We start from the raw sequence: 17,846 nt of genomic DNA on the forward strand, positions 1-17,846 counted from the left end.
CAGCATCAGCCCACCAGCACCGCGATCCGGTGCATGGCGTTGCCGCCATAGCCTTGCGGATTCCAGAAGCCGGCCTGGTGCGGCTGCATCGCTCCTTTTGAATCGGTCGCGCGGGTCCAGATTTCAAAATAGCCATCGGACGCCAGCTTCACGTTCGCGGTCCAGCGCTGCCAGTCATATTTGTTTTTCGGCTTCTCCAGCTTGGCCCGCTGCCAGCTCGCCCCGAAGTCGGTCGAGATATCGATCTGCTTGACCGTAAGATCGCCGGCCCACGACGCGCCGCGCAGTTTCAGCTCCTTCGTTCCCGCCGCAAACTTTGCGCCGTTCGCCGGGCTGGTGATGATCGAGCGAACCGGCATCGATTCCAGGATCCGGAAATTCGACGGATCGCCCTTGTCGCCCGGGATCATCGGCTTGATCGCGAGGCGATAGGAAAACTCGGTCATTCCCGGCCCGTCATGCTCCCTGTCGCGGATGGTGATGCGCGTCAGCCATTTTTGCGATGCCGAGCCGGCCCAGCCCGGCACGATCAGGCGCACCGGCCCGCCATGAATATTCGGCAGCGGCTGGCCGTTCATGCCCCACACGATCAGCGTGTTCGGATCCATCGCCTTTTCGATGCGCACGCCGCGCGAGATGGTCGGCTTGCTGGCGTCGCCGGACAGATGCAGGTCGGCGGCATAATGCGCGGTGTATTTCGCGCCTGGCTTCAGCCCCGCGCTCTTCAGCACGTCAGCCAGCGGCACGCCGGTCCATTCGGCGCAGCCGACGCCGCCATTGGTCCACTGATTGCCACGCGCCGGCGGCGAGAACGCCGCGCGGCCGTTGCCGCCGCACTCCAGCACCATGCGCCGCGTCACCGCCTTGTATTTCGATTTCAACTCGCCGAGCGTGATCTCGATCTTGTTGTTGACCTCGCCGTCAACAGTGATCTTCCAGGCGGCCGGATTTTTCGTCTCTTCGGGGATCTGCCCGTTGTTGCGGATGTAGAACTTCTCGATCGGGGTGGTGTCGTCGTCGAGCAGGCTTTCCGGCGTCTCCGCAACCAACGGCCGGTCGCCGAGCACAACGAGCCCGGCATTTTTGCCAGGAAATTTCAGATATTGCGGTCCCTTCGCGGGTGCGGCCGCGGGCGCGCCTTGGGCATAGGCGGCGGCAATGCCGGCGCCGCTGCCGGAAATGCCGAGGGTGACCCCGAAGGCAGCAAGACCCGTCGTACCCAGGAACCTGCGTCGGTCGATCTGCATGCTGTTCTCGCTACTGGCGGCCTTCCGCTCCGTATGCGCCATAACGTTTCTCCCCGGTCGCTGTTTCCTGCGGGTTCAGCCGGATCTTTCCCGGCCCCGCTTGACGCCGAGTATTTGCGCTTTGCCGCCATGCCGCAAGACCGCGGAAATCCGCGCATCGCAGCGCGTCAAAATCTGCTCCTATCCGGTCGCGGAGGAACGCGGCAAAGAACTGGCCAAAGGTCTTGAAGACCTCGAGAAGGGCCCCTATGTGGCCGAGACCTTTCCGGTCCATGTCGAGGACAGCTACGTCGTCATCATCATCGAGACCTGAACCGTCCCAACATTTTTTCCCGACCCCACCCGAAGGAAACATCCCATGACGCACGCCATCCGTTTTCACGCAACCGGCGGTCCCGAAGTCCTACGCTGGGAGGAAGTCCAGGTCGGCAAGCCCGGTCCGGGCGAGGCGCGTATCCGCCACACCGCGGTCGGTTTGAACTTCGTCGACATCTACAACCGTTCGGGGGTCTATCCCGTGCAATTGCCGAGCGGGCTCGGCAGCGAGGGCGCCGGCGTGGTCGAGGAAGTCGGCAGCGGGGTCACCGATCTGAAGCCGGGGGATCGCGTCGCCTACGGCGCCTCGCCGCTCGGCGCCTATTCCGAGGCGCGGCTGATTCCGGCCGATCGGCTGCTGAAGCTGCCCGATGGCATCGATGACAAGACCGCGGCCGCGATGATGCTGAAAGGCCTGACGACGCAATATTTGATCCGCCAGACCTATCGCGTCAAATCCGGCGACACCATTTTGTTGCATGCCGCCGCCGGCGGCGTCGGCCTGATCCTCGGCCAGTGGGCCAGGCATCTCGGCGCCACCGTGATCGGCACCGTCGGCAGCGAGGAAAAGGCAAAACTCGCGCAAGCCCATGGTTGCGCCCACACGATTATTTATACCAAGGAAGATTTCGTCAAACGCGTCGACGAAATCACCGGTGGCGCCAAGGTGCCGGTGGTCTACGATTCCGTCGGCAAGGACACGTTCCTGAAATCGCTCGATTGCCTGGCGCCGCTTGGGGTCGCCGCGCTGTTCGGCGCGTCCTCCGGCGCGGTCGAACCGCTCAACCTCGGCCTGCTGGCGGCGAAGGGATCGCTCTACGTCACCCGTCCGACGCTGTTCACCTACGCCGCCAAGCGCGAGAATCTCGTCGCGATGGCCAACGAATTGTTCGAGGTGGTGAAATCAGGCGCGGTCAAGATCGAAGTGCACCAGACCTATCCGCTCAAGGACGCAGCGAAAGCCCACGCCGATCTCGCCGCGCGCAAGACCACGGGATCGACGGTGTTGACGGTGTGAGGAGCGCGTAGGGTGGGCAAAGGCGCACTTGCGCCGTGCCCACCATCTATCCGCATTGCTGTCCGGAGTGGTGGGCACGCTATCGCTTTGCCCACCCTACGATTCGATACAATTTTACTAAAATCCGACTTCACGTCCGCACCGCCCCTCAATGCCTCCTGTGTATCTCTGGTCGCGAGAGCTCAGGGGGCTGAGATGACGGATTTCTGGATCGTTGGTGGCTTGATGTCGGGGGCGTTCGTCTCGCCGCTGTATTTTCTCGTCATGCGGTGGTTGACCAAATCGCAGCGGATCATTTTCTTTGTCCTGATCGGCGCGCTTCTGCTGGCGATTTCAGCGCAGATCTACAACCGTTCGATCGCGGGACATTATTTGTCGCTGGCTGAAATCCTGGCGATGTTCCGGCCGCTCTCGTTCCTTGCGCTCACGCTGGGCTGGTTCGTGTGCGGTTTCTTCCATGCGCTGGCTTGGCTTGGCCGGGCGTGGCCGCCGCCACTGGCGCTGCCGGCATCGTTGCGAGACTAGCTCAGCCCCTTCACCATCGCCCGCACAATAACCGCGATCTCCGCGCGCAACGCCTCGACCGGCACCGCGATCAGCTTCTGTTCGAGGCCGAGCAGCACCATGCCGTGCACGGCGGAAAAAAGACTGCGCGCGGTGACGCCGAGTTCTGCGGCCGATCGTGACGGCAGCAATGCCGCGAGCGGTTGGAAGATGTGTCGGAACAGATCCATCTGCTCGCTGACCGCCCATTCCGGTATCGGTTTGCCCGGCGTCATGCGGTGTTCGAACAGCGCGCGCCAGAGTTCGAGATTTTCGGCGGCGAAATCGCAATAGGCCACGGCAATGCGCACCAGTTTTTCGGTCGGCGAGGGGGGACCAGCGCTCTCTGCCTCGTCAAGCGCCGCATCGAGCCTTCGTAGCGTGCGCGATCCCACCAGCAGCACCAGTTCGTCCATATCCTCGACCAGATTATAGACCGCGCCGTTGGCGCAGCCGATTTCCCGGGCCAATTCCCGCGTCTTCAGGGCCGCCAATCCGCCCGCGGAAATGCTCCGTTCCGCCGCCAGGATCAAATCTTCTCGTAATTTGGCTCGTCTTTCCAATGTCTTAGACATTCTTCACCTTTTTTTATGAGCGATGCTCAAATATTTCTTGAACGTTGCTCACGCTGGTGCTACTAACGTTCATGAGCAACGCTCATAACACAGGGAGTTACCAATGTTCAAAACTGTTTTGACGCTCTTCCGGGGTAGCGTGGCTGCAGCCGGAGAAGAACTTGAAGACCGCAGCGCGCTTCTGATCCTCGACCAGCAGATGCGCGACGCGGCAACCGCCGTCGAGCGCTCCAAGCGCACGCTGGCGCTGGCGATCGCGCAGGACCAGCAGGAAGGCCGCCGGCTCGACGCCACCAACGCCCGCATCGCCGATCTCGAAGTCCGCGCCACCGCGGCGCTCGAGGGCGGCCGTGAGGATCTCGCCCGCGAAGCGGCGCAGCAGATCGCCAATCTCGAAGCCGACCGCGACGCCGCGATGACCGCGCGCACGCTGTTTGCCTCGGAGATCACGCGCCTGAAGCGCCAGGTCTCGGGCGCCGAAGCGCGCATCACCGATCTCGATCGCGGCCGTCGTCTGGCCCGCGCCTCAGAAGCGGTGCGCGCCCTGCGCCGCGGCGGTGTCGAAGCGGCGCGCCCCTACGAAGCCACGCTGCCCGAAGCGGAACGGACGCTGAAGCGTTTGCGCGAACGGCAGATCGAAGCCCAGGCCGCCGACGAAGCCCTGATCGAACTCGATACCGCGTCAGGACCGCTGGCGACCGCCGAAAAGCTCGCCGAACAGGGTTTTGGACCACGCCTGAAATCAACCGCGGACGACGTGCTCGCGCGGCTGAACGCCAAACGCACGCAAACGACCTGAACTGACTTTTTGAACCAAGCCCAATCAAACTTAGTTCTGTAACACCCAAACTTCAAACATCCACACAGGAGACTATCATGAACCAGAATGTCCAACCCCACAGTTCCGCCTGGGTCACCTTTACCTACGTTTCGTTCGCTGCCTCCACCTTCATGGTCGCCGTCGGCCTGTTCTATCTGCCGATCGATCTCTGGATGAAGGGCTATCTCACGATGGGCATCATCATGATGGTGCAGTGCTGCGTCACCCTGACCAAGACGGTCCGCGACATGCACGAGAGCGGCAAGCTGGTGAACCGCATCGAGGACGCCAAGGCCGAGCGGCTGCTGATGGAGGTTTCAAAGGCCGCGTAAACCTGTGGCGCGTGCTGGCGAAGGCGGGCGGCGGATGTTTCGGCATCCGCCGCCCGCTTCTCCCGAGGCGCGCTCCAGCCAATCAATGGCCGCGTTGGAGCGCACCCCGCGCGAACTCCACGCTACAAGGCAAGAGAAAGGTAAGGACGATGCGTATGTCTTCCGAGAATCCTCTCGAAAATGATGACGTTCGCGGCGTGCCGGCACGGGCCGATCCACCCTCGCTGCGACGGGCACTCGTGTTCCTGTTGCTGGGTCCGATCCTCGGAGTTCTCGTCGCCTTGTCACCCGACGTTGCGAGCGGGGGACTTAACGCCTGGCTCGTGCTCATCGGCAAGCAGGTGTTTGTCATCGGGCTGCTGGTATCGGCAATCACCGGGCTCGTCGACGGCATCCTGTCCCGCACCTTGTCGATCTTCTTGCGGGCGCCCCTGATCGCGCTCGTCGGCGCGGTGGCCGCCGTTGGTCTGCCGGCCGCCCTGCTTGGACCGCTGCCGCAGGAGATGTCGATGTGGCTTGCGATCGGCGGCGCACAATGCATGGGTGTGTGCTCACTGATGTCGCACGAATATGGCCGTAGCCGTCTGCAATGAAGGGCTGACTTCGATGAAACGCGCGCTTGTATTCCTGCTGCTCGGTCCGGCATTGACGGTTCTCGCTACCTGGGTCGCGGTTGGAATGCCTCTTGAAAGTTTCGCCGCAAGCATCGCGGTGCTGTTGTTTCTCTTCACCTCTCCGGTAATGGGCATCGTCGGGCTGCTTGATGGGTACCTGGCTCGATCGCTCCCGATTCTGCTGAGGGTGCCCCTGACGGCACTGGTCGGCGCGACGGCGGCCGCTATCCTGCCGGCCGCTATCCTTGGACCGATGCCGCAAGACCTGTCGATGTATTTCGGGCTCGGCGGTGCGCTCTGCGCCGGCGTATGCTCGCTGCTCGCACACGACTATCGCGCCCAGGAGGCCCGGCCCGGCGACATCAGCGGTTCCCCGTCATGAATCATTTGACGTGGCCGCAATGCATCATTTACCCTGCCGCAACCTGAGGCTGCCTCGCTCACGGCTCCTTAACTGGCGCGGGCGCAGAAATCCCCGGCGGACAGTCCGCAACGGATTCGCGATCATGTAACCGGGTCAGAGACCGGTCTTTCATTTTAGCCGTTATCAGCAGGATGGCGCCATGAACCAGAATGTCCAACACAGCAGTGCCTGGGTCACCTTCACCTACGTCTCGTTCGGCGCCTCGGCCTTCATGGTCGCCGTCGGCGTCTACTTCCTCCCCGTCGATCTCTGGATCAAGGGCTATCTGACGATGGGCATCCTGATGCTGGTGCAGTGCTGCGTCACCCTGACCAAGACCGTGCGCGACATGCACGAGAGCACCCGGATGGTCAACCGCATCGAGGACGCCAAGGCCGAGCGCCTGCTGATGGAAGTTTCCAAGACCCCGTAAATAACAAGACCTCCTAACAGGTCTGCGTAACCTGTGGCGCGGGCTGGCGAAGGCAGACGGCGGGTGCTTCGGCATCCGCCGTTTGCTTGCCTTGCCGGATGTCTGCCTTGCTGGATGTTTGACGCCGCCAACACATCGTTTACCCTGCCGCAACCGCGACGTGCCGCGCTCATGGCTCCTTAACGGGCCCGGCGCACAAATCCGGATCGGGTGCGGGCAGGTGGCATGACGTCTTTGTGGAGCGGCAATTCGGCGATCCGTCATGGTTTTGGACAGGTCCGCGCTGCAGCCGGGCGCCTGCGCAGCTATGGCGCGTTTTGGCTGAAGGCGTTTTCGCAGGAAGCCATCGACCTCACCCTGCGCACCCATGCCGGATTGCAGACGCGGATCGTCGAAAGCCCGGGCCTGTCGCTGCCGCAGCAGGACCTCGACCAACTCGTTGCGGATCTGCGCACCGTTGCCGGCAAAACCCTGCCGGCCGGCAGTCTCACCTACGGCATCTTTTCCGGCGAGCGCGAACGGCTGTCGCGCGCCATCGTCACGCTGATCCGCGAGGAAGCCACCGGCCGCCCGATCGCCTTCAACGCGCTGTCGGTGATGTCGGTCGAGCTCGACGGCGAGCAGCAGCAAGTCACCCACCTCGGCCTCGTCATGGTCGACCCCGAGGTGCAGGGGCAGGGGCTGTCCTGGGTGCTCTATGGCCTGACCACGCTGGTGCTGTTCGCCCGCGACGGTTTTCGTCCCAAATGGATCTCGAACGTGACGCAGGTGCCGGCGGTGTTCGGCATGGTCTGCGACACCTTTTCGGATGTGTATCCATCCCCCGATGCTAGAGCGTTTTCCAGCGAAGTGGACACCGGTTCGCGTCAAGAAAACGCGTCAAATCAAAAATCTAGCGCGCGGCAGAGCTTTGCCCATCTGCAGCTGGCGCGCGGCATCATGCGGCAGCATCGGGCGGTGTTCGGCGTCGGCGACGAAGCCGGCTTCGACGAGGGCCGCTTCGTCATCACCGACGCCTATACCGGCGGATCCGACGCGCTGAAGAAAACATACGACGCTGCGCCAAAACATCGCGACGAACGCTACAACGCGTTCTGCCTGCGCGAACTCGACTACAGCAGGGGCGACGATGTGCTGCAGCTCGGCCGCATCGATCTCGCCGGCGCGCGGCGCTATCTGCAGCGCGAGGTGCCGGCCGGCTCGATGCCGGCGCTGCTGGCGGCCTCCGCGGTGCTGGCGCTGCAACGGCTGGTGCTCCCCGTGATGCACTGGCTGGACGATACGCGCGCGTTCGGCACCTTGCGGCCGCGGTCAGGGAACGGGCGATGACTGAAATGTCCCCTGGCGTGATCGCCGATTCCATCGTCAATCTCTGCGGCGCGCTCGGGCTTGGCGTCGCGATGTTCGCGCTCTATCGGCGTGATCCCCGGAGCCCGCTGACCCAGCGGCTGCTCTTGCTGCTCGGCGTGGTCGCGCTGTTGTTTTTGGCGCGCGGCGTCGCGTGGTGGAGCGGCAGCGCCGTGCTCGATCGGCTCTCGCTGATTCCGGCGGCGCTGCTGCCGCTCGGTGCGCTGATTGTCACCGAAGGCATTTTGCGGCGTCATGCGCCGCGCGCGGCCAAGATCGCGGCGCTGGCGGGCGCGGTCGTGATCGGCGTTGGCGGCTTGTTCGGGCTGGAGAGCTACACGACGCCTTACGCGATCATGCTGGCGCTGTTTCAGCTCGCGGGATTTGCCGTTTGCGCGTGGCTGCTGGCGACGCGGGACCGCGACTCGCTGCTGGCCTCGGAGAATCGCAGCATCGGCCGGCTCGCGGCCGGGACGCTGATCGTGATCCCCTTCGTCGTCACCGATTACCAGGCGCTGACGCCTTTTATGCCGGTCCGGCTTGGTGCGCTCGGCGCGCTGCTGGTGGTCACCGCCGTGCTGATCGCCGGGGGCGGCAGCGAGACGCGGCGGCAGGGCATCTTGATGACGGCGCTGCGGCTGGTGAGTTCCGCGTTGTTAGGGGCGGCTGCCGCATGCGTTTCGCCCGATGTCGATGCCGCGCAAATCATGCGCTTTTGCGCGATCGCAATTGCCGGCGTGCTGACCATCGGCCTGATGACCGACACCCTGCGCGCGTTGTTCGAATCCGAGGCCCCCGGGGTTTTGAATTCCGTCGCCGCGTCCGCGGCCCGTACCCGCGATGAACTGATCGCGGAACTGGCGCGCCATCCGATGTTCGAAAGCGCGCGGCGCCTTCGCGAAAGCGATCTGGCCGCCTACGATCCGCCATTGTTGCGGAACCTGCTGTCGACGCGCCGGGTGCTCCGCCGTTCCGAGGCGCCATGGGGGCTTGCCGCGTCGGATCCCGCGGTCGAGCGGCTGGTGTCGCTGATGAAGGCCGGCAACGCCACGCATGTGATCATTTTGTCGCATGAACCGGTCGACCTGCTGGTGCTGGCCGTTCCCGTCATATCAGCCGATCCGGCCACGGAAACCGCGCTGGCGCTGGTGCGGCGCATCCTCGCATTGACGCCGGAAGCGGCGTGACTGGCGACATCGAAATGTGTTAGGTGCCTTGCGACAGAGCGCGGCGGACGCTTTTCATGACAAGGTGCGGCTGATGGATAAGCAAGCGATGCGCGAGGAGGCCGAGCGCCTGATCCGCGAGACCATGGAAAAGAGAAATCTGACGATCAAGCAGGGCAACACGCGGATCGAGACAACTTGCGGCAAATGCGGCGCGCCCAATCGCCTGCAGGCCGAAAAGGGTGCGACCCGCGTCAAATTCGCCTGCAAGCAATGCGGCCACAAGCAAGAGACGCTGTAGGCCGTCATTCTTTCCTGACAGCGCGAAGGCTCCGCTGGGCAAGCCGGCCGTTCCGACCAATTCACAGTGCATTCGCTCGTATTGCTCAGAACAGGCCCGGCAGCAGCATGGCGACCCGTTCGCGATACTTGCGATATTCCTCGCCGAAGAAAGCGACCAGGTCGCGCTCTTCCAGCCAGATGCCGACGAAGATGTAGGCCGTCGTCACTGATGCGAACAGCAAGTGCCCCACCGTCATGACCGGCGTTGACCAGAACGCGATGATAAAGCCGAGATAGATGGGATGCCGGACCAGGCGATACAGCCCCGGCGTCCTGAACTTGACGGGCGCAGCCATGCGTCCGGCGAAATGCGTCACCACCTGCGTCAATCCGAACAGCTCGAAATGGCTGATCAGGAATGTGCTGTAGAGCACGATAAGCCAGCCCATAAAGCCGATCGCGATTACGACGCCGGCGAAAACCGGCCCTTCGATGTTCCAGACCACCGTCGGCATCGGCTGCCATTGCCAGAATAGCAAGATCAGGCTGAGGCTCGCCAGCAGGACGTAGGTAGAGCGCTCGATCGCCGGTGAGGCGAAGCGCGCGAACAGCCTTTTGAAACCCTGCCGCCCATTCCGCTGTGTTGAACGGCGAAGATCGACATCAGCACCAGGTTGATCAACAATGCTGTCGACAGCGAAGATGTCGAACCGGTGTTGATGGTCTTGGGTACGACCAATCGCGAGACGAAGCCGAACGCGTACAGGAAAGTGCCGAGAAAAATAAGATAAGCGAGGCCGCCGTAACAGAGGGCGAGCAGTCGCATTGCAAAGGAAGGGATGGCGGCAGGCGCAGCTGTTTGCATCGTAGTCGACATCTTCAGTCTCCTTGAAATATACGGTTGCTTGGAAATTACTTCGTTCAGGCCTGTTCAGGCGGCGCGCTTAAACCTTGCTGCCGCCAGGACCTGGTCGATCGGGCCGCAATAGATGCGCGTGCTGTTCAGTCGGCGTTGATCAAACTCCCGCTGCGCGAATGACGCGGCCTGCTGCTCATGGCGGGCGATCGAGGCCGCAACCCGGCCGTTGAGGAATCGCCGCAGGCGCGCTGCCAGGACGAAGATCTTCCTCAGCAGAGTTGGCGCCGTCGACCGCTGGAACGACGCAGGCAGCCGCATCGCATGATGTTGGCCGCGGTGCCGTGCGGCAACGGACCGTCTGGCGGAAGGTCCGGATGGGTGGAAATCAGATGAGCCGATCATGGTGGCATCTCCGGTTGAATGATCATTGACCCCTCTGTAAGTTGAGATGCTTCCTCACGCTTGGCGGACTCCTTCAGGAGAGGTTGGTTTTTCCTCCGCCAGAGGTTGATTTCGATCTGCATCGATAATGATTGTGGCGTGGCCTCAATCGAGGTGGTAATGAAATACCGTTTTTCCAATTTCGAGATCGACCTTGGCCAGCACGAGTTGCGCCGCGAGGGTGTGTCCGTCCATATCGAGCCTCAGGTCTTCGACGTCATTGTTCATCTCGTGCGCAACCATGACCGGGTCGTCAGCAAGGATGAGTTGATCGACACAGTCTGGAATGGCCGGGCGATTTCCGAAGCCGCGTTCTCCAGTCGCATCAATGGCGCAAGGCGCGTGCTTGGCGACAACGGAACAGATCAGCTCTTTATCAAAACCTTGCACCGGCGTGGCTTCCGGTTCGTCGGCGATGTTCAGGCGGTCGCAGCGTCGGATGCCGATGCGGTCCGGCTTGTACCTGACGACACCGCGGCGGCGAGCGTCGCTCCCGCGCGGGTCTCGATTGCCACCGACATATCTCACCTCGACGATGTCGTCTCGGAAGCCGTGAAGGCGGAAGCTATCACGCGATCGTCGATTGCCGTGCTGCCGTTCGGGAACATGTCGAATGACCCGGAGAACGACTATTTCAGCTACGGCTTGACGGAAGACATCATCCGCCTGCTGGCCCGCAATCGTTGGCTTTCCGTGATCTCGCGCCACTCGACGATCGGATTCGGGGGACGCGTGGTCGACGCCCGTGAAGTCGGTGCCCAGCTCGGCGTGAGTTATGTGATGTCCGGCAGCGTTCGCAAGAGTCGCGACATGGTCAGGATCACGGCGGAACTGGCCCGGGCGGCGGACGGAAAACAACTTTGGTCCGACAAGTACGATTTCCAGCTCGAAAATATCTTCGACATCCAGGAGGAGATGGCAAGGCAGATCGCCGCCACGATCGAACCCGAACTGTCGAAGTTGGAGCAGCAGCTGGCCGCCCGCAAGGCGCCGGAAAACCTCGACGCCTGGGATTGCTACCAGCGAGGCTTGTGGAATCTATGGCGATTTACCACGCCGGGGTTTGACCAGGCCGAGGCCTATTTTCAGCGCGCGCTTGAAGCAGATCCGGATTTCGCCCGCGGCCACGGCGCGCTCGCCTATGTCAATGTGCAGCGCTCGCTGTATGACGATCCAAAGGTTCGCCCGGCGCGGCTGGAAACGGCGTTGCGCCAGGCGCGGGCCGCCGTGGCGCTCGACGACCTCGATTGTTTTTGTCAATGCGCGCTCGGGCGCGCGCTATGCCTGACCCGTCAGAATGACGAAGCGCTCGCGGCCATCGACCTGTCGCTGGAACTCAATCCAAGCTTTGCCCAGGGATATTTTGCGCAAGGATTCAATCTGCTGTGGTACGGGCGCGAGCTCGAAGCGGAAACCCTGCTCGATCGAGCGACCATACTCAGTCCGCGCGACAGCCACCTATGGAGTTTCCACCACGTGCGCTCCTGGGCGCATTTTTCGCTCGGTGAGTACGACATCGCCGCCGAGTTTGCCCGCAGGGCAACCCGGCAGCCGAATGTCACGTATCGGGCGTTTGCTACACTGGCGGCCTCGCTCGGCCGTCTCGGCGAGAAGGCGCAGGCCGAAGCGGTGGCCGCCGAATTGCTGCAACGCAAGCCGGGCTACAAAACCGATACCGCGCGGCAGGAGCTCTTCTTCTGCAATGATCAGGGCTTCGTCGACCGGTTCACCGCAGGCCTGCGTGTCGCCGGCATATCCGGCGGCTAAGGCAGGGGCTCTCGACTATTTCACCCGCAGCCTGAGCGGAATGACCTGCCGGTCCGAGCAAGTCATGGTGCCGTTATAGCTATCGGACAATGGCCCGCTCGCCGTGCATTCGGTGCCCGGCAGTGACAATGTCGCGTTCAATTGCGACGAGGCCGAGATCTGCAGGCGCATCTCGCCCTTCTTCTCCACCGGGCCGTCCTGCGTGCACAGGCCGACATGTTTCAACACGAGCGGGCCGCGGTAGTCCTTGATGCGGCCGGATGCGGTTTCGGTGACGGTGGCGGTCACCTCCCATTCTCCGAGAAAGCCGGAGTTGCCGGTCACCTCGAGCGCGCGCGCCGGTGACAGCGCCGCCGTGACGCCCAGCATGACCGCCAGACCAAATGATTTCACAGCCTGCTCCCGTGCGAGTTGGCCCCTCATCTTTATCATTGATGGCTTGGTCAGGTAAGCGCTCAAAAAATCGCAGAGTTCGATGGGTTGAGCCCTTCGCGAAACCCATCCTTTCGTAACCCGCAAGCGATGGGTATCGCTTCGCTCCACCCATCGCATTGCCGCAATGATAGTCGGGTGCGACCAATTGACCCGACGGGCAAATCACTTCCGTTTGTCAGAAATCGTGTCAAGCCCCAAAATAAAAAATATTTCGCTTTTCCAGAATGGTAAATCAGAGTATATCCCTAGCCATCCCGTCCTACTCAGAAGGGCGTCGGCCGTCGTCACGGACGTTGGACGGGTTGCGGTGGACGCTGATGTTGCGATTGACGATCGTGACAAAAGCGTACGGTGAAGACGTGTGGTCCTGACGTCGCGGTGCTGGCGTCAATGCACCTGGAGGCAATAGCTCCCAGGGCGCTACGGAGGCAAAAGAGCCGTTCTCCGGGGAGAGCACGTTATAAGCCGTAAAGCCATTGCGCAGGGAAGGCCGGGTGTTCACCGCTGCCCTGTATGCTCGTGTGCATTTTGTTTTGTGCATATCGCACACGAGACCGCGGGTGCAGCGCGCACCCGGTCTTCCCTGCGCCCTCTTATGAGAGGGCGGGAAGTTTCCAGCAAGCCTCGGGCGCGATGCACCGCGAGAATGCGAAACTGCGTTTTGAATGATGGTGCAACAACAAACACCGCCGTCGTCCCTGCGAACGAACGCAGGGACCCATACGCCGCGGCCTATCGGTGAGAACGTTGGCGTTAGAGACCTTGTTCAACAATGACTGCCGCGGAGTATGGGTCCCCCAATGCGCAATTGCGCATCTGAGCTCAAGGCCGGGACGACGCCCAGTTATATCACTCCCCCTTCACAAACCGCGCAAACGCCGCCGCATGATCCGGATGCCAGCGCGACAATGCCGGGCGGTTTTCGACGATGTCGCCGGCGGCCCACAGCATGCGCCGCTCGTCGAGTTGCCGCGGCACGTCGTTGTCAGGGCAGAGGATGTAGAAATCGCCGGCATCGATGCGTCCGATCATGAAATCGACGGTCTGCTCCGGCGTCCAGGCTCCAGCAGGCTTCTCAGCTCGGCCGCGTGCAGTGAGGCCGGTGAAGACGTGACCGGGAATCAACAGATGCGCGCTGATCTGGCAGCCGTCGGTGTTGCGCAGCTCGTGTTGCAGCGCCTCGGTGAGCGCTTTCACGCCGGCCTTGGAGACATTGTAGGCGGGATTGCCGGGCGGCGTTGTAATACCTTGCTTGGAGCCGGTGTTGATGATGAGCCCGGGCCGTCCGCGTTCGATCATGTACGGCGCAAACACCTGCGTGCCGTGGATGATGCCCCAGAGATTGACGTTGAGAATCCGTTGCCAGTTCTCCAGCGGGCCAAAGCTGTTGCTGTCGGGGCCGATGCCGGCATTGTTCATCAGGATGTCGGTGCCGCCGAACCGCTTCTGCACGGCGGCTTCGAGTTTGGCGACGTCCTCGAACCTGGCGACATCGACCTCGGCGGTCATCAGATCGGCGTCGCTTTTGGCGACCGACGACAGTTTCATGGCGGCCTCAGCCAGCCTGCTGGCGCCGATATCGGCAATGCAGACCTTCATGCCGAGGCCGGCGAACCGCATCGCGGCCGCAAGCCCGATGCCGGACGCGCCTCCGGTGATCACGGCGACATGATTGCCGGACATGGCGGGATGGGGCATGCAGACTTCCTCCGGACACAAATCGGGCTACACTATCGGGGCAAATCTTCATCAGGACAATATGCGGTATCGATCACGCACGAACCGGCATGGCAGGTCTTCATTTCCGCGGCGCACCGGGCGGCTCGTTCCGCTTTACGGTCCGGTTCGACGTTGTAGTTATCTAGATATAACGGTATCACGCATCACAACAATGCCTATCGATCCAAGGGAGTAAACACATGGCTGTATCACAACCAGTTCCGATCACGCGCCATCCTTATGCGGATGGCACCTACAAGAAGATGCTGATCGACGGCAAATGGGTCGATGCGGCTTCCGGCAAGAAGTTCGAGACCCATAACCCCGCGACCGGCGAGTTGCTGGCAACGGTCGCCGAAGGCGACGCCGAGGACATCAACCGCGCGGTCGCGGCCGCCCGCCGTGCCTTCGAGGGGCCATGGAGCAAGGTCAAGCCGTTCGAACGACAGAACCTGCTTTTGAAGCTCGCCGATCTCGTCGAGCAGAACTTTGAGGAATTGTCGCAGCTCGATACGCTCGACATGGGCGCGCCGATCAGCCGCACCCGCGGCAACCGGCTGCGCGTGCTCGGCATGCTCAGGTATTATGCCGGCCAGGCCACCGCGCTGCACGGCGAGACCATCGAGAACTCGCTGCCCGGCGACATCTTCTCCTACACGCTGAAGGAGCCGGTCGGTGTCGTCGGCGCGATCATTCCCTGGAACGGTCCGCTCAGCGCCAGCGTCTGGAAGATTGGTCCGGCGATTGCGACCGGCTGCACCGTGATTCTGAAGCCGGCCGAGGAATCGCCGCTGACCTCGCTGCGGCTCGCCGAACTCTGCATGGAGGCCGGCATTCCGCCCGGCGTCGTCAACGTGGTGCCGGGCTATGGCGAGACCGCGGGTGCGGCGCTGTCCTCGCATTCCGGCGTCGACAAGATCGCCTTCACCGGCTCGCACGTCACCGGGCAAGCCATCGTCAAGGCCTCGGCCGGCAACCTCAAGCGCGTATCGCTCGAACTCGGCGGCAAATCGCCCGACATCGTGTTCGCCGACGCCGATCTTGACGCGGCGGTGCCGGGAGCAGCGATGGCGGTATTCGCCAATTCCGGCCAGATCTGCAGCGCGGGCACGCGGCTGTTCGTCGAGCACAAGATCTATGACGAGTTCGTCGGCCGCGTCGCCGAATTCGGCAAGAAGCTGCAGGTCGGCAACGGCCTCGATCCGAACACCCAGATCGGACCCCTGGTGTCGGCGGAGCAGATGAAGCGCGTCTCCAGCTATCTCTCGATCGGCCAGAAGGAGGGCGCCAAGGCGTTGACCGGCGGTGCGCCGCTGACCGAGGGGGCGCTGTCGAAGGGTTATTTCGTGGCGCCGACCGTGTTCGCCAACGTGCAGGACAATATGCGGATCGCGCAGGAGGAAATCTTCGGCCCGGTGATCTCGGCGATCTCCTTCAAGGACACCGACGAGCTGATCGCGCGCGCCAACGCCACGACGTTTGGATTGGGCAGCGGTGTCTGGACCAGCAATGTCAGCAAGGCGCATCAAGTTGCGAAATCGCTGCGCGCGGGTTCGGTCTGGGTCAATTGCTACCAGGCGATGGACCCCGCGGTGCCGTTCGGCGGCTACAAGATGAGCGGCTACGGCCGTGAGTCAGGCAAGCAGCACCTGGAAGAGTATCTCAACGTCAAGGCGGTCTGGATCAAGACGGGTTAGGGGTTACGTCGTCCCGGCCTTGAGCCGGGACCCATACGCCGCGGCCCATCGGTGAGATCGCCGACGTTAGATGCCTTGCACAACAACGAAGGTCACGGAGTATGGGTCCCGGCTCAAGGCCGGGACGACGGCCGCGGCGAACTGCTCTCACCCCGCCCGCTTCTTCTTCCGCCCGATCTCGGTCCGCAGCGCCTGCAGCTCCTTGCGCGCTGCACTCGCGGCGTTGCGCTCGATCTTGCGGTAGCGCCTGACCAGCGAGACGCCGAACGCTGTCAGCACCGCGCCGCCGCCATGCTTGCCGCCGGTCCGCCGTTCGACGGCGGCCTGCCGGCAGATGCGGTTGATCTCGTCGACCAGATCCCACGCCCGCTTGTACGACATCTCCATCGCGCGGCCCGCGGCCGAAATCGAGCCGCAGGTGTGGATGTTCTCCAGCAGCTGGATCTTGCCCGGTCCGATCCGGGCTTCCGCACCAAGATCAATGCGAACGCTGAGGGAGGGAAGCGAGGTAACGCTCGGTTTCGGCATGAATGCTTGCTCACTATACGGTTTCGAGCGGGCTATCGCATCGCTTCAAACAAAAGCCGCTCCAGTCTTTTACGGGCAAGCGGAACCGGTTACATACTCGTATGAATACGGAGAACTTGGAGTTCCAGACCGGCATGAATTATCCATCGTTGTTTTCGCCGCTGCAGATCGGTCCCTACCAACTCAAACATCGTCTCGCCCTGGCGCCGCTGACCCGGATGCGGGCGGAAAAGCCCGGCCTCGCGCCGCGGCCGCTGAATGCGGAATATTACGCCCAGCGCGCGACGCCGGGCGGCTTGCTGATCGCCGAGGCCTCGCCGGTGACGGCGACGGGTTTTGGCAGCCCAGGTGTTCCCGGTATCTATACCGAGCAGCAGATCGCCGGCTGGCGGAAAGTCGTCGATGCCGTTCATGCCAGGGGCGGCGTGATCTTCCTGCAGCTCTGGCATGTCGGCCGCGTCTCGCATTCCTCGTTCCAGCCCGGCGGCGTGCTGCCGGTCGCGCCATCGGCGGTCGCGATCCCGCCCGATCTGAAGACCGGGACGGCCGACGGCAAGGCCGTGGCCTACGAGACGCCGCGCGCGCTCGAGACATCGGAGATTCCCGGCGTGGTCGATGCCTACCGGCAGGCGGCGAAGAATGCGCTTGCCGCCGGCTTCGACGGCGTCGAGATCCACGGCGCCAACGGCTATCTGATCGAGCAGTTTTTGCAGTCACACACCAATCTGCGCACCGATCAGTATGGCGGCTCCATTGAGAACCGCACGCGCTTCCTGATGGAAGTGACCGAGGCCGTGGTCGAGGTCTGGGGCGCCAGCCGCGTCGGCCTGCGGCTGTCACCCTATGGCGTCGCCAATGGCAGCGGCGAGCCCGATCCGATGCCGCTCTATACCCATGTCGTGCAATCGCTCAATCCGCTCGGGCTGGCTTATCTGCATTTCATAGAACCGCGCTCCAGCGGCGCCGGCCGCGCCGAGGTCAACCATCAGAACGTGCCCTCGGCCATGGTGCTGTTTCGCCCGATCTGGAAAGGCGTGCTGATATCAGCCGGCGGCTTCACCGGTGAGACCGCGAACGCCGCGATCGCCGACGGCCATGCCGACGCGATCGCGTTCGGTCGGATCTTCATTTCCAATCCGGACCTGCCGCGCCGCCTGCAACGCGGCTTCCCGCTGACGCCCTATAACCGCGCGACCTTCTATGGCGGCGACGTCGCCGGCTACACCGACTACCCCGCGCACGACGAGTTGGCGCAGGCATAACACCCCGCCGTCATTGCGAGCGAAGCGAAGCAATCCATCGCGC

The 17,846-nt window shown here is 62.8% G+C and carries 20 protein-coding genes and 1 pseudogene; 14 read left to right on the top strand and 7 right to left on the bottom strand.

The genetic code is table 11. The annotated features are described in order from the left end of the window. Positions 1-5: 5 nt before the first annotated feature. A complete protein-coding gene (locus ACSQ84_RS17155) occupies positions 6-1,247 on the bottom strand; it encodes a sulfite oxidase (RefSeq protein WP_436212856.1) in 1,242 nt (413 codons plus the stop codon). 100 nt (positions 1,248-1,347) lie between these two features. Here ACSQ84_RS17155 and ACSQ84_RS17160 point away from each other — a divergent pair, with 100 nt between their 5' ends. The 3 genes from ACSQ84_RS17160 to ACSQ84_RS17170 all read left to right on the top strand — a co-directional run bounded on the left by ACSQ84_RS17160 (position 1,348) and on the right by ACSQ84_RS17170 (position 3,105). Next, complete coding sequence (locus ACSQ84_RS17160) at positions 1,348-1,560, top strand: hypothetical protein (RefSeq protein WP_436212857.1); 213 nt, start codon at positions 1,348-1,350, stop codon at positions 1,558-1,560. Between the two features lie 45 nt (positions 1,561-1,605). Further along, complete coding sequence (locus ACSQ84_RS17165; protein ID WP_436212858.1) at positions 1,606-2,580, top strand: quinone oxidoreductase family protein; 975 nt, start codon at positions 1,606-1,608, stop codon at positions 2,578-2,580. A gap of 195 nt (positions 2,581-2,775) precedes the next feature. Then, positions 2,776-3,105 (top strand): hypothetical protein, encoded by a 330-nt coding sequence (locus ACSQ84_RS17170; protein ID WP_436212859.1) that lies wholly within the window; start codon positions 2,776-2,778, stop codon positions 3,103-3,105. On the opposite strand, the gene ACSQ84_RS17175 is transcribed toward ACSQ84_RS17170, so the two are convergent. After that, positions 3,102-3,698, bottom strand: coding sequence for a TetR/AcrR family transcriptional regulator (locus ACSQ84_RS17175; RefSeq protein ID WP_436212860.1), 597 nt, complete (start codon positions 3,696-3,698; stop codon positions 3,102-3,104). The two genes, ACSQ84_RS17170 and ACSQ84_RS17175, sit on opposite strands and share 4 nt — an antisense overlap. A 103-nt stretch (positions 3,699-3,801) precedes the next feature. Between ACSQ84_RS17175 and ACSQ84_RS17180 the strand changes: the two genes are divergently transcribed. The 8 genes from ACSQ84_RS17180 (at position 3,802) to ACSQ84_RS17215 (ending at position 9,114) form a co-directional block, all read left to right on the top strand. Beyond that, positions 3,802-4,497, top strand: coding sequence for a PspA/IM30 family protein (locus tag ACSQ84_RS17180; protein WP_436212861.1), 696 nt, complete (start codon positions 3,802-3,804; stop codon positions 4,495-4,497). A 77-nt stretch (positions 4,498-4,574) separates the two neighbouring features. Further along, complete coding sequence (locus ACSQ84_RS17185; protein ID WP_436212862.1) at positions 4,575-4,850, top strand: YiaA/YiaB family inner membrane protein; 276 nt, start codon at positions 4,575-4,577, stop codon at positions 4,848-4,850. A 149-nt stretch (positions 4,851-4,999) separates the two neighbouring features. Beyond that, entirely contained in the window at positions 5,000-5,443 is a 444-nt protein-coding gene (locus ACSQ84_RS17190) for a hypothetical protein (RefSeq protein ID WP_436212863.1), read from the top strand. After that, positions 5,421-5,846 (top strand): hypothetical protein, encoded by a 426-nt coding sequence (locus ACSQ84_RS17195; RefSeq protein WP_436212864.1) that lies wholly within the window; start codon positions 5,421-5,423, stop codon positions 5,844-5,846. The genes ACSQ84_RS17190 and ACSQ84_RS17195 overlap by 23 nt, the downstream gene beginning before the upstream one ends. A 181-nt stretch (positions 5,847-6,027) precedes the next feature. After that, on the top strand, positions 6,028-6,300 hold the full coding sequence (locus ACSQ84_RS17200) for a YiaA/YiaB family inner membrane protein (RefSeq protein ID WP_436212865.1): 273 nt from the start codon (positions 6,028-6,030) through the stop codon (positions 6,298-6,300). Between the two features lie 225 nt (positions 6,301-6,525). Continuing rightward, positions 6,526-7,629: a hypothetical protein gene (locus tag ACSQ84_RS17205; RefSeq protein WP_436212866.1), complete on the top strand. Its 1,104-nt coding sequence runs from the start codon at positions 6,526-6,528 to the stop codon at positions 7,627-7,629. Positions 7,630-7,634: 5 nt separating this feature from the next. Beyond that, a complete protein-coding gene (locus tag ACSQ84_RS17210) occupies positions 7,635-8,834 on the top strand; it encodes a hypothetical protein (protein WP_436213105.1) in 1,200 nt (399 codons plus the stop codon). A 73-nt stretch (positions 8,835-8,907) separates the two neighbouring features. Continuing rightward, entirely contained in the window at positions 8,908-9,114 is a 207-nt protein-coding gene (locus ACSQ84_RS17215) for a hypothetical protein (RefSeq protein WP_192740350.1), read from the top strand. Between the two features lie 85 nt (positions 9,115-9,199). On the opposite strand, the pseudogene mddA reads toward ACSQ84_RS17215, so the two are convergent. After that, positions 9,200-9,960, bottom strand: a pseudogene (mddA, locus tag ACSQ84_RS17220) (methanethiol S-methyltransferase). A gap of 66 nt (positions 9,961-10,026) precedes the next feature. Further along, positions 10,027-10,356, bottom strand: a complete 330-nt coding sequence (locus tag ACSQ84_RS17225; protein WP_436212867.1) for a hypothetical protein — start codon at positions 10,354-10,356, stop codon at positions 10,027-10,029. 159 nt (positions 10,357-10,515) lie between these two features. Between ACSQ84_RS17225 and ACSQ84_RS17230 the strand changes: the two genes are divergently transcribed. After that, on the top strand, positions 10,516-12,162 hold the full coding sequence (locus ACSQ84_RS17230; protein ID WP_436212868.1) for a winged helix-turn-helix domain-containing tetratricopeptide repeat protein: 1,647 nt from the start codon (positions 10,516-10,518) through the stop codon (positions 12,160-12,162). A 15-nt stretch (positions 12,163-12,177) separates the two neighbouring features. Here the strand turns inward: ACSQ84_RS17230 and ACSQ84_RS17235 are convergent, their stop codons facing one another. Next, a complete protein-coding gene (locus ACSQ84_RS17235) occupies positions 12,178-12,555 on the bottom strand; it encodes a hypothetical protein (RefSeq protein WP_436212869.1) in 378 nt (125 codons plus the stop codon). 891 nt (positions 12,556-13,446) lie between these two features. Further along, complete coding sequence (locus ACSQ84_RS17240) at positions 13,447-14,295, bottom strand: SDR family NAD(P)-dependent oxidoreductase (protein WP_436212870.1); 849 nt, start codon at positions 14,293-14,295, stop codon at positions 13,447-13,449. A gap of 221 nt (positions 14,296-14,516) precedes the next feature. Between ACSQ84_RS17240 and ACSQ84_RS17245 the strand changes: the two genes are divergently transcribed. Continuing rightward, the gene (locus ACSQ84_RS17245) at positions 14,517-16,013 is read left to right on the top strand and encodes an aldehyde dehydrogenase family protein (protein ID WP_436212871.1); all 1,497 of its coding nucleotides are present in this window, start codon (positions 14,517-14,519) and stop codon (positions 16,011-16,013) included. A 147-nt stretch (positions 16,014-16,160) separates the two neighbouring features. On the opposite strand, the gene ACSQ84_RS17250 is transcribed toward ACSQ84_RS17245, so the two are convergent. Next, a complete protein-coding gene (locus tag ACSQ84_RS17250; RefSeq protein WP_436212872.1) occupies positions 16,161-16,541 on the bottom strand; it encodes a winged helix-turn-helix domain-containing protein in 381 nt (126 codons plus the stop codon). A gap of 134 nt (positions 16,542-16,675) precedes the next feature. On the opposite strand from ACSQ84_RS17250, the gene ACSQ84_RS17255 reads away from it, so the two are divergent. Next, positions 16,676-17,803, top strand: a complete 1,128-nt coding sequence (locus ACSQ84_RS17255; protein ID WP_436212873.1) for an alkene reductase — start codon at positions 16,676-16,678, stop codon at positions 17,801-17,803. Positions 17,804-17,846 lie beyond the last annotated feature (43 nt).

It is taken from the genome of Bradyrhizobium sp. LjRoot220 (genome assembly GCF_964252915.1).
In the GTDB taxonomy this organism is placed as follows: domain Bacteria; phylum Pseudomonadota; class Alphaproteobacteria; order Rhizobiales; family Xanthobacteraceae; genus Bradyrhizobium.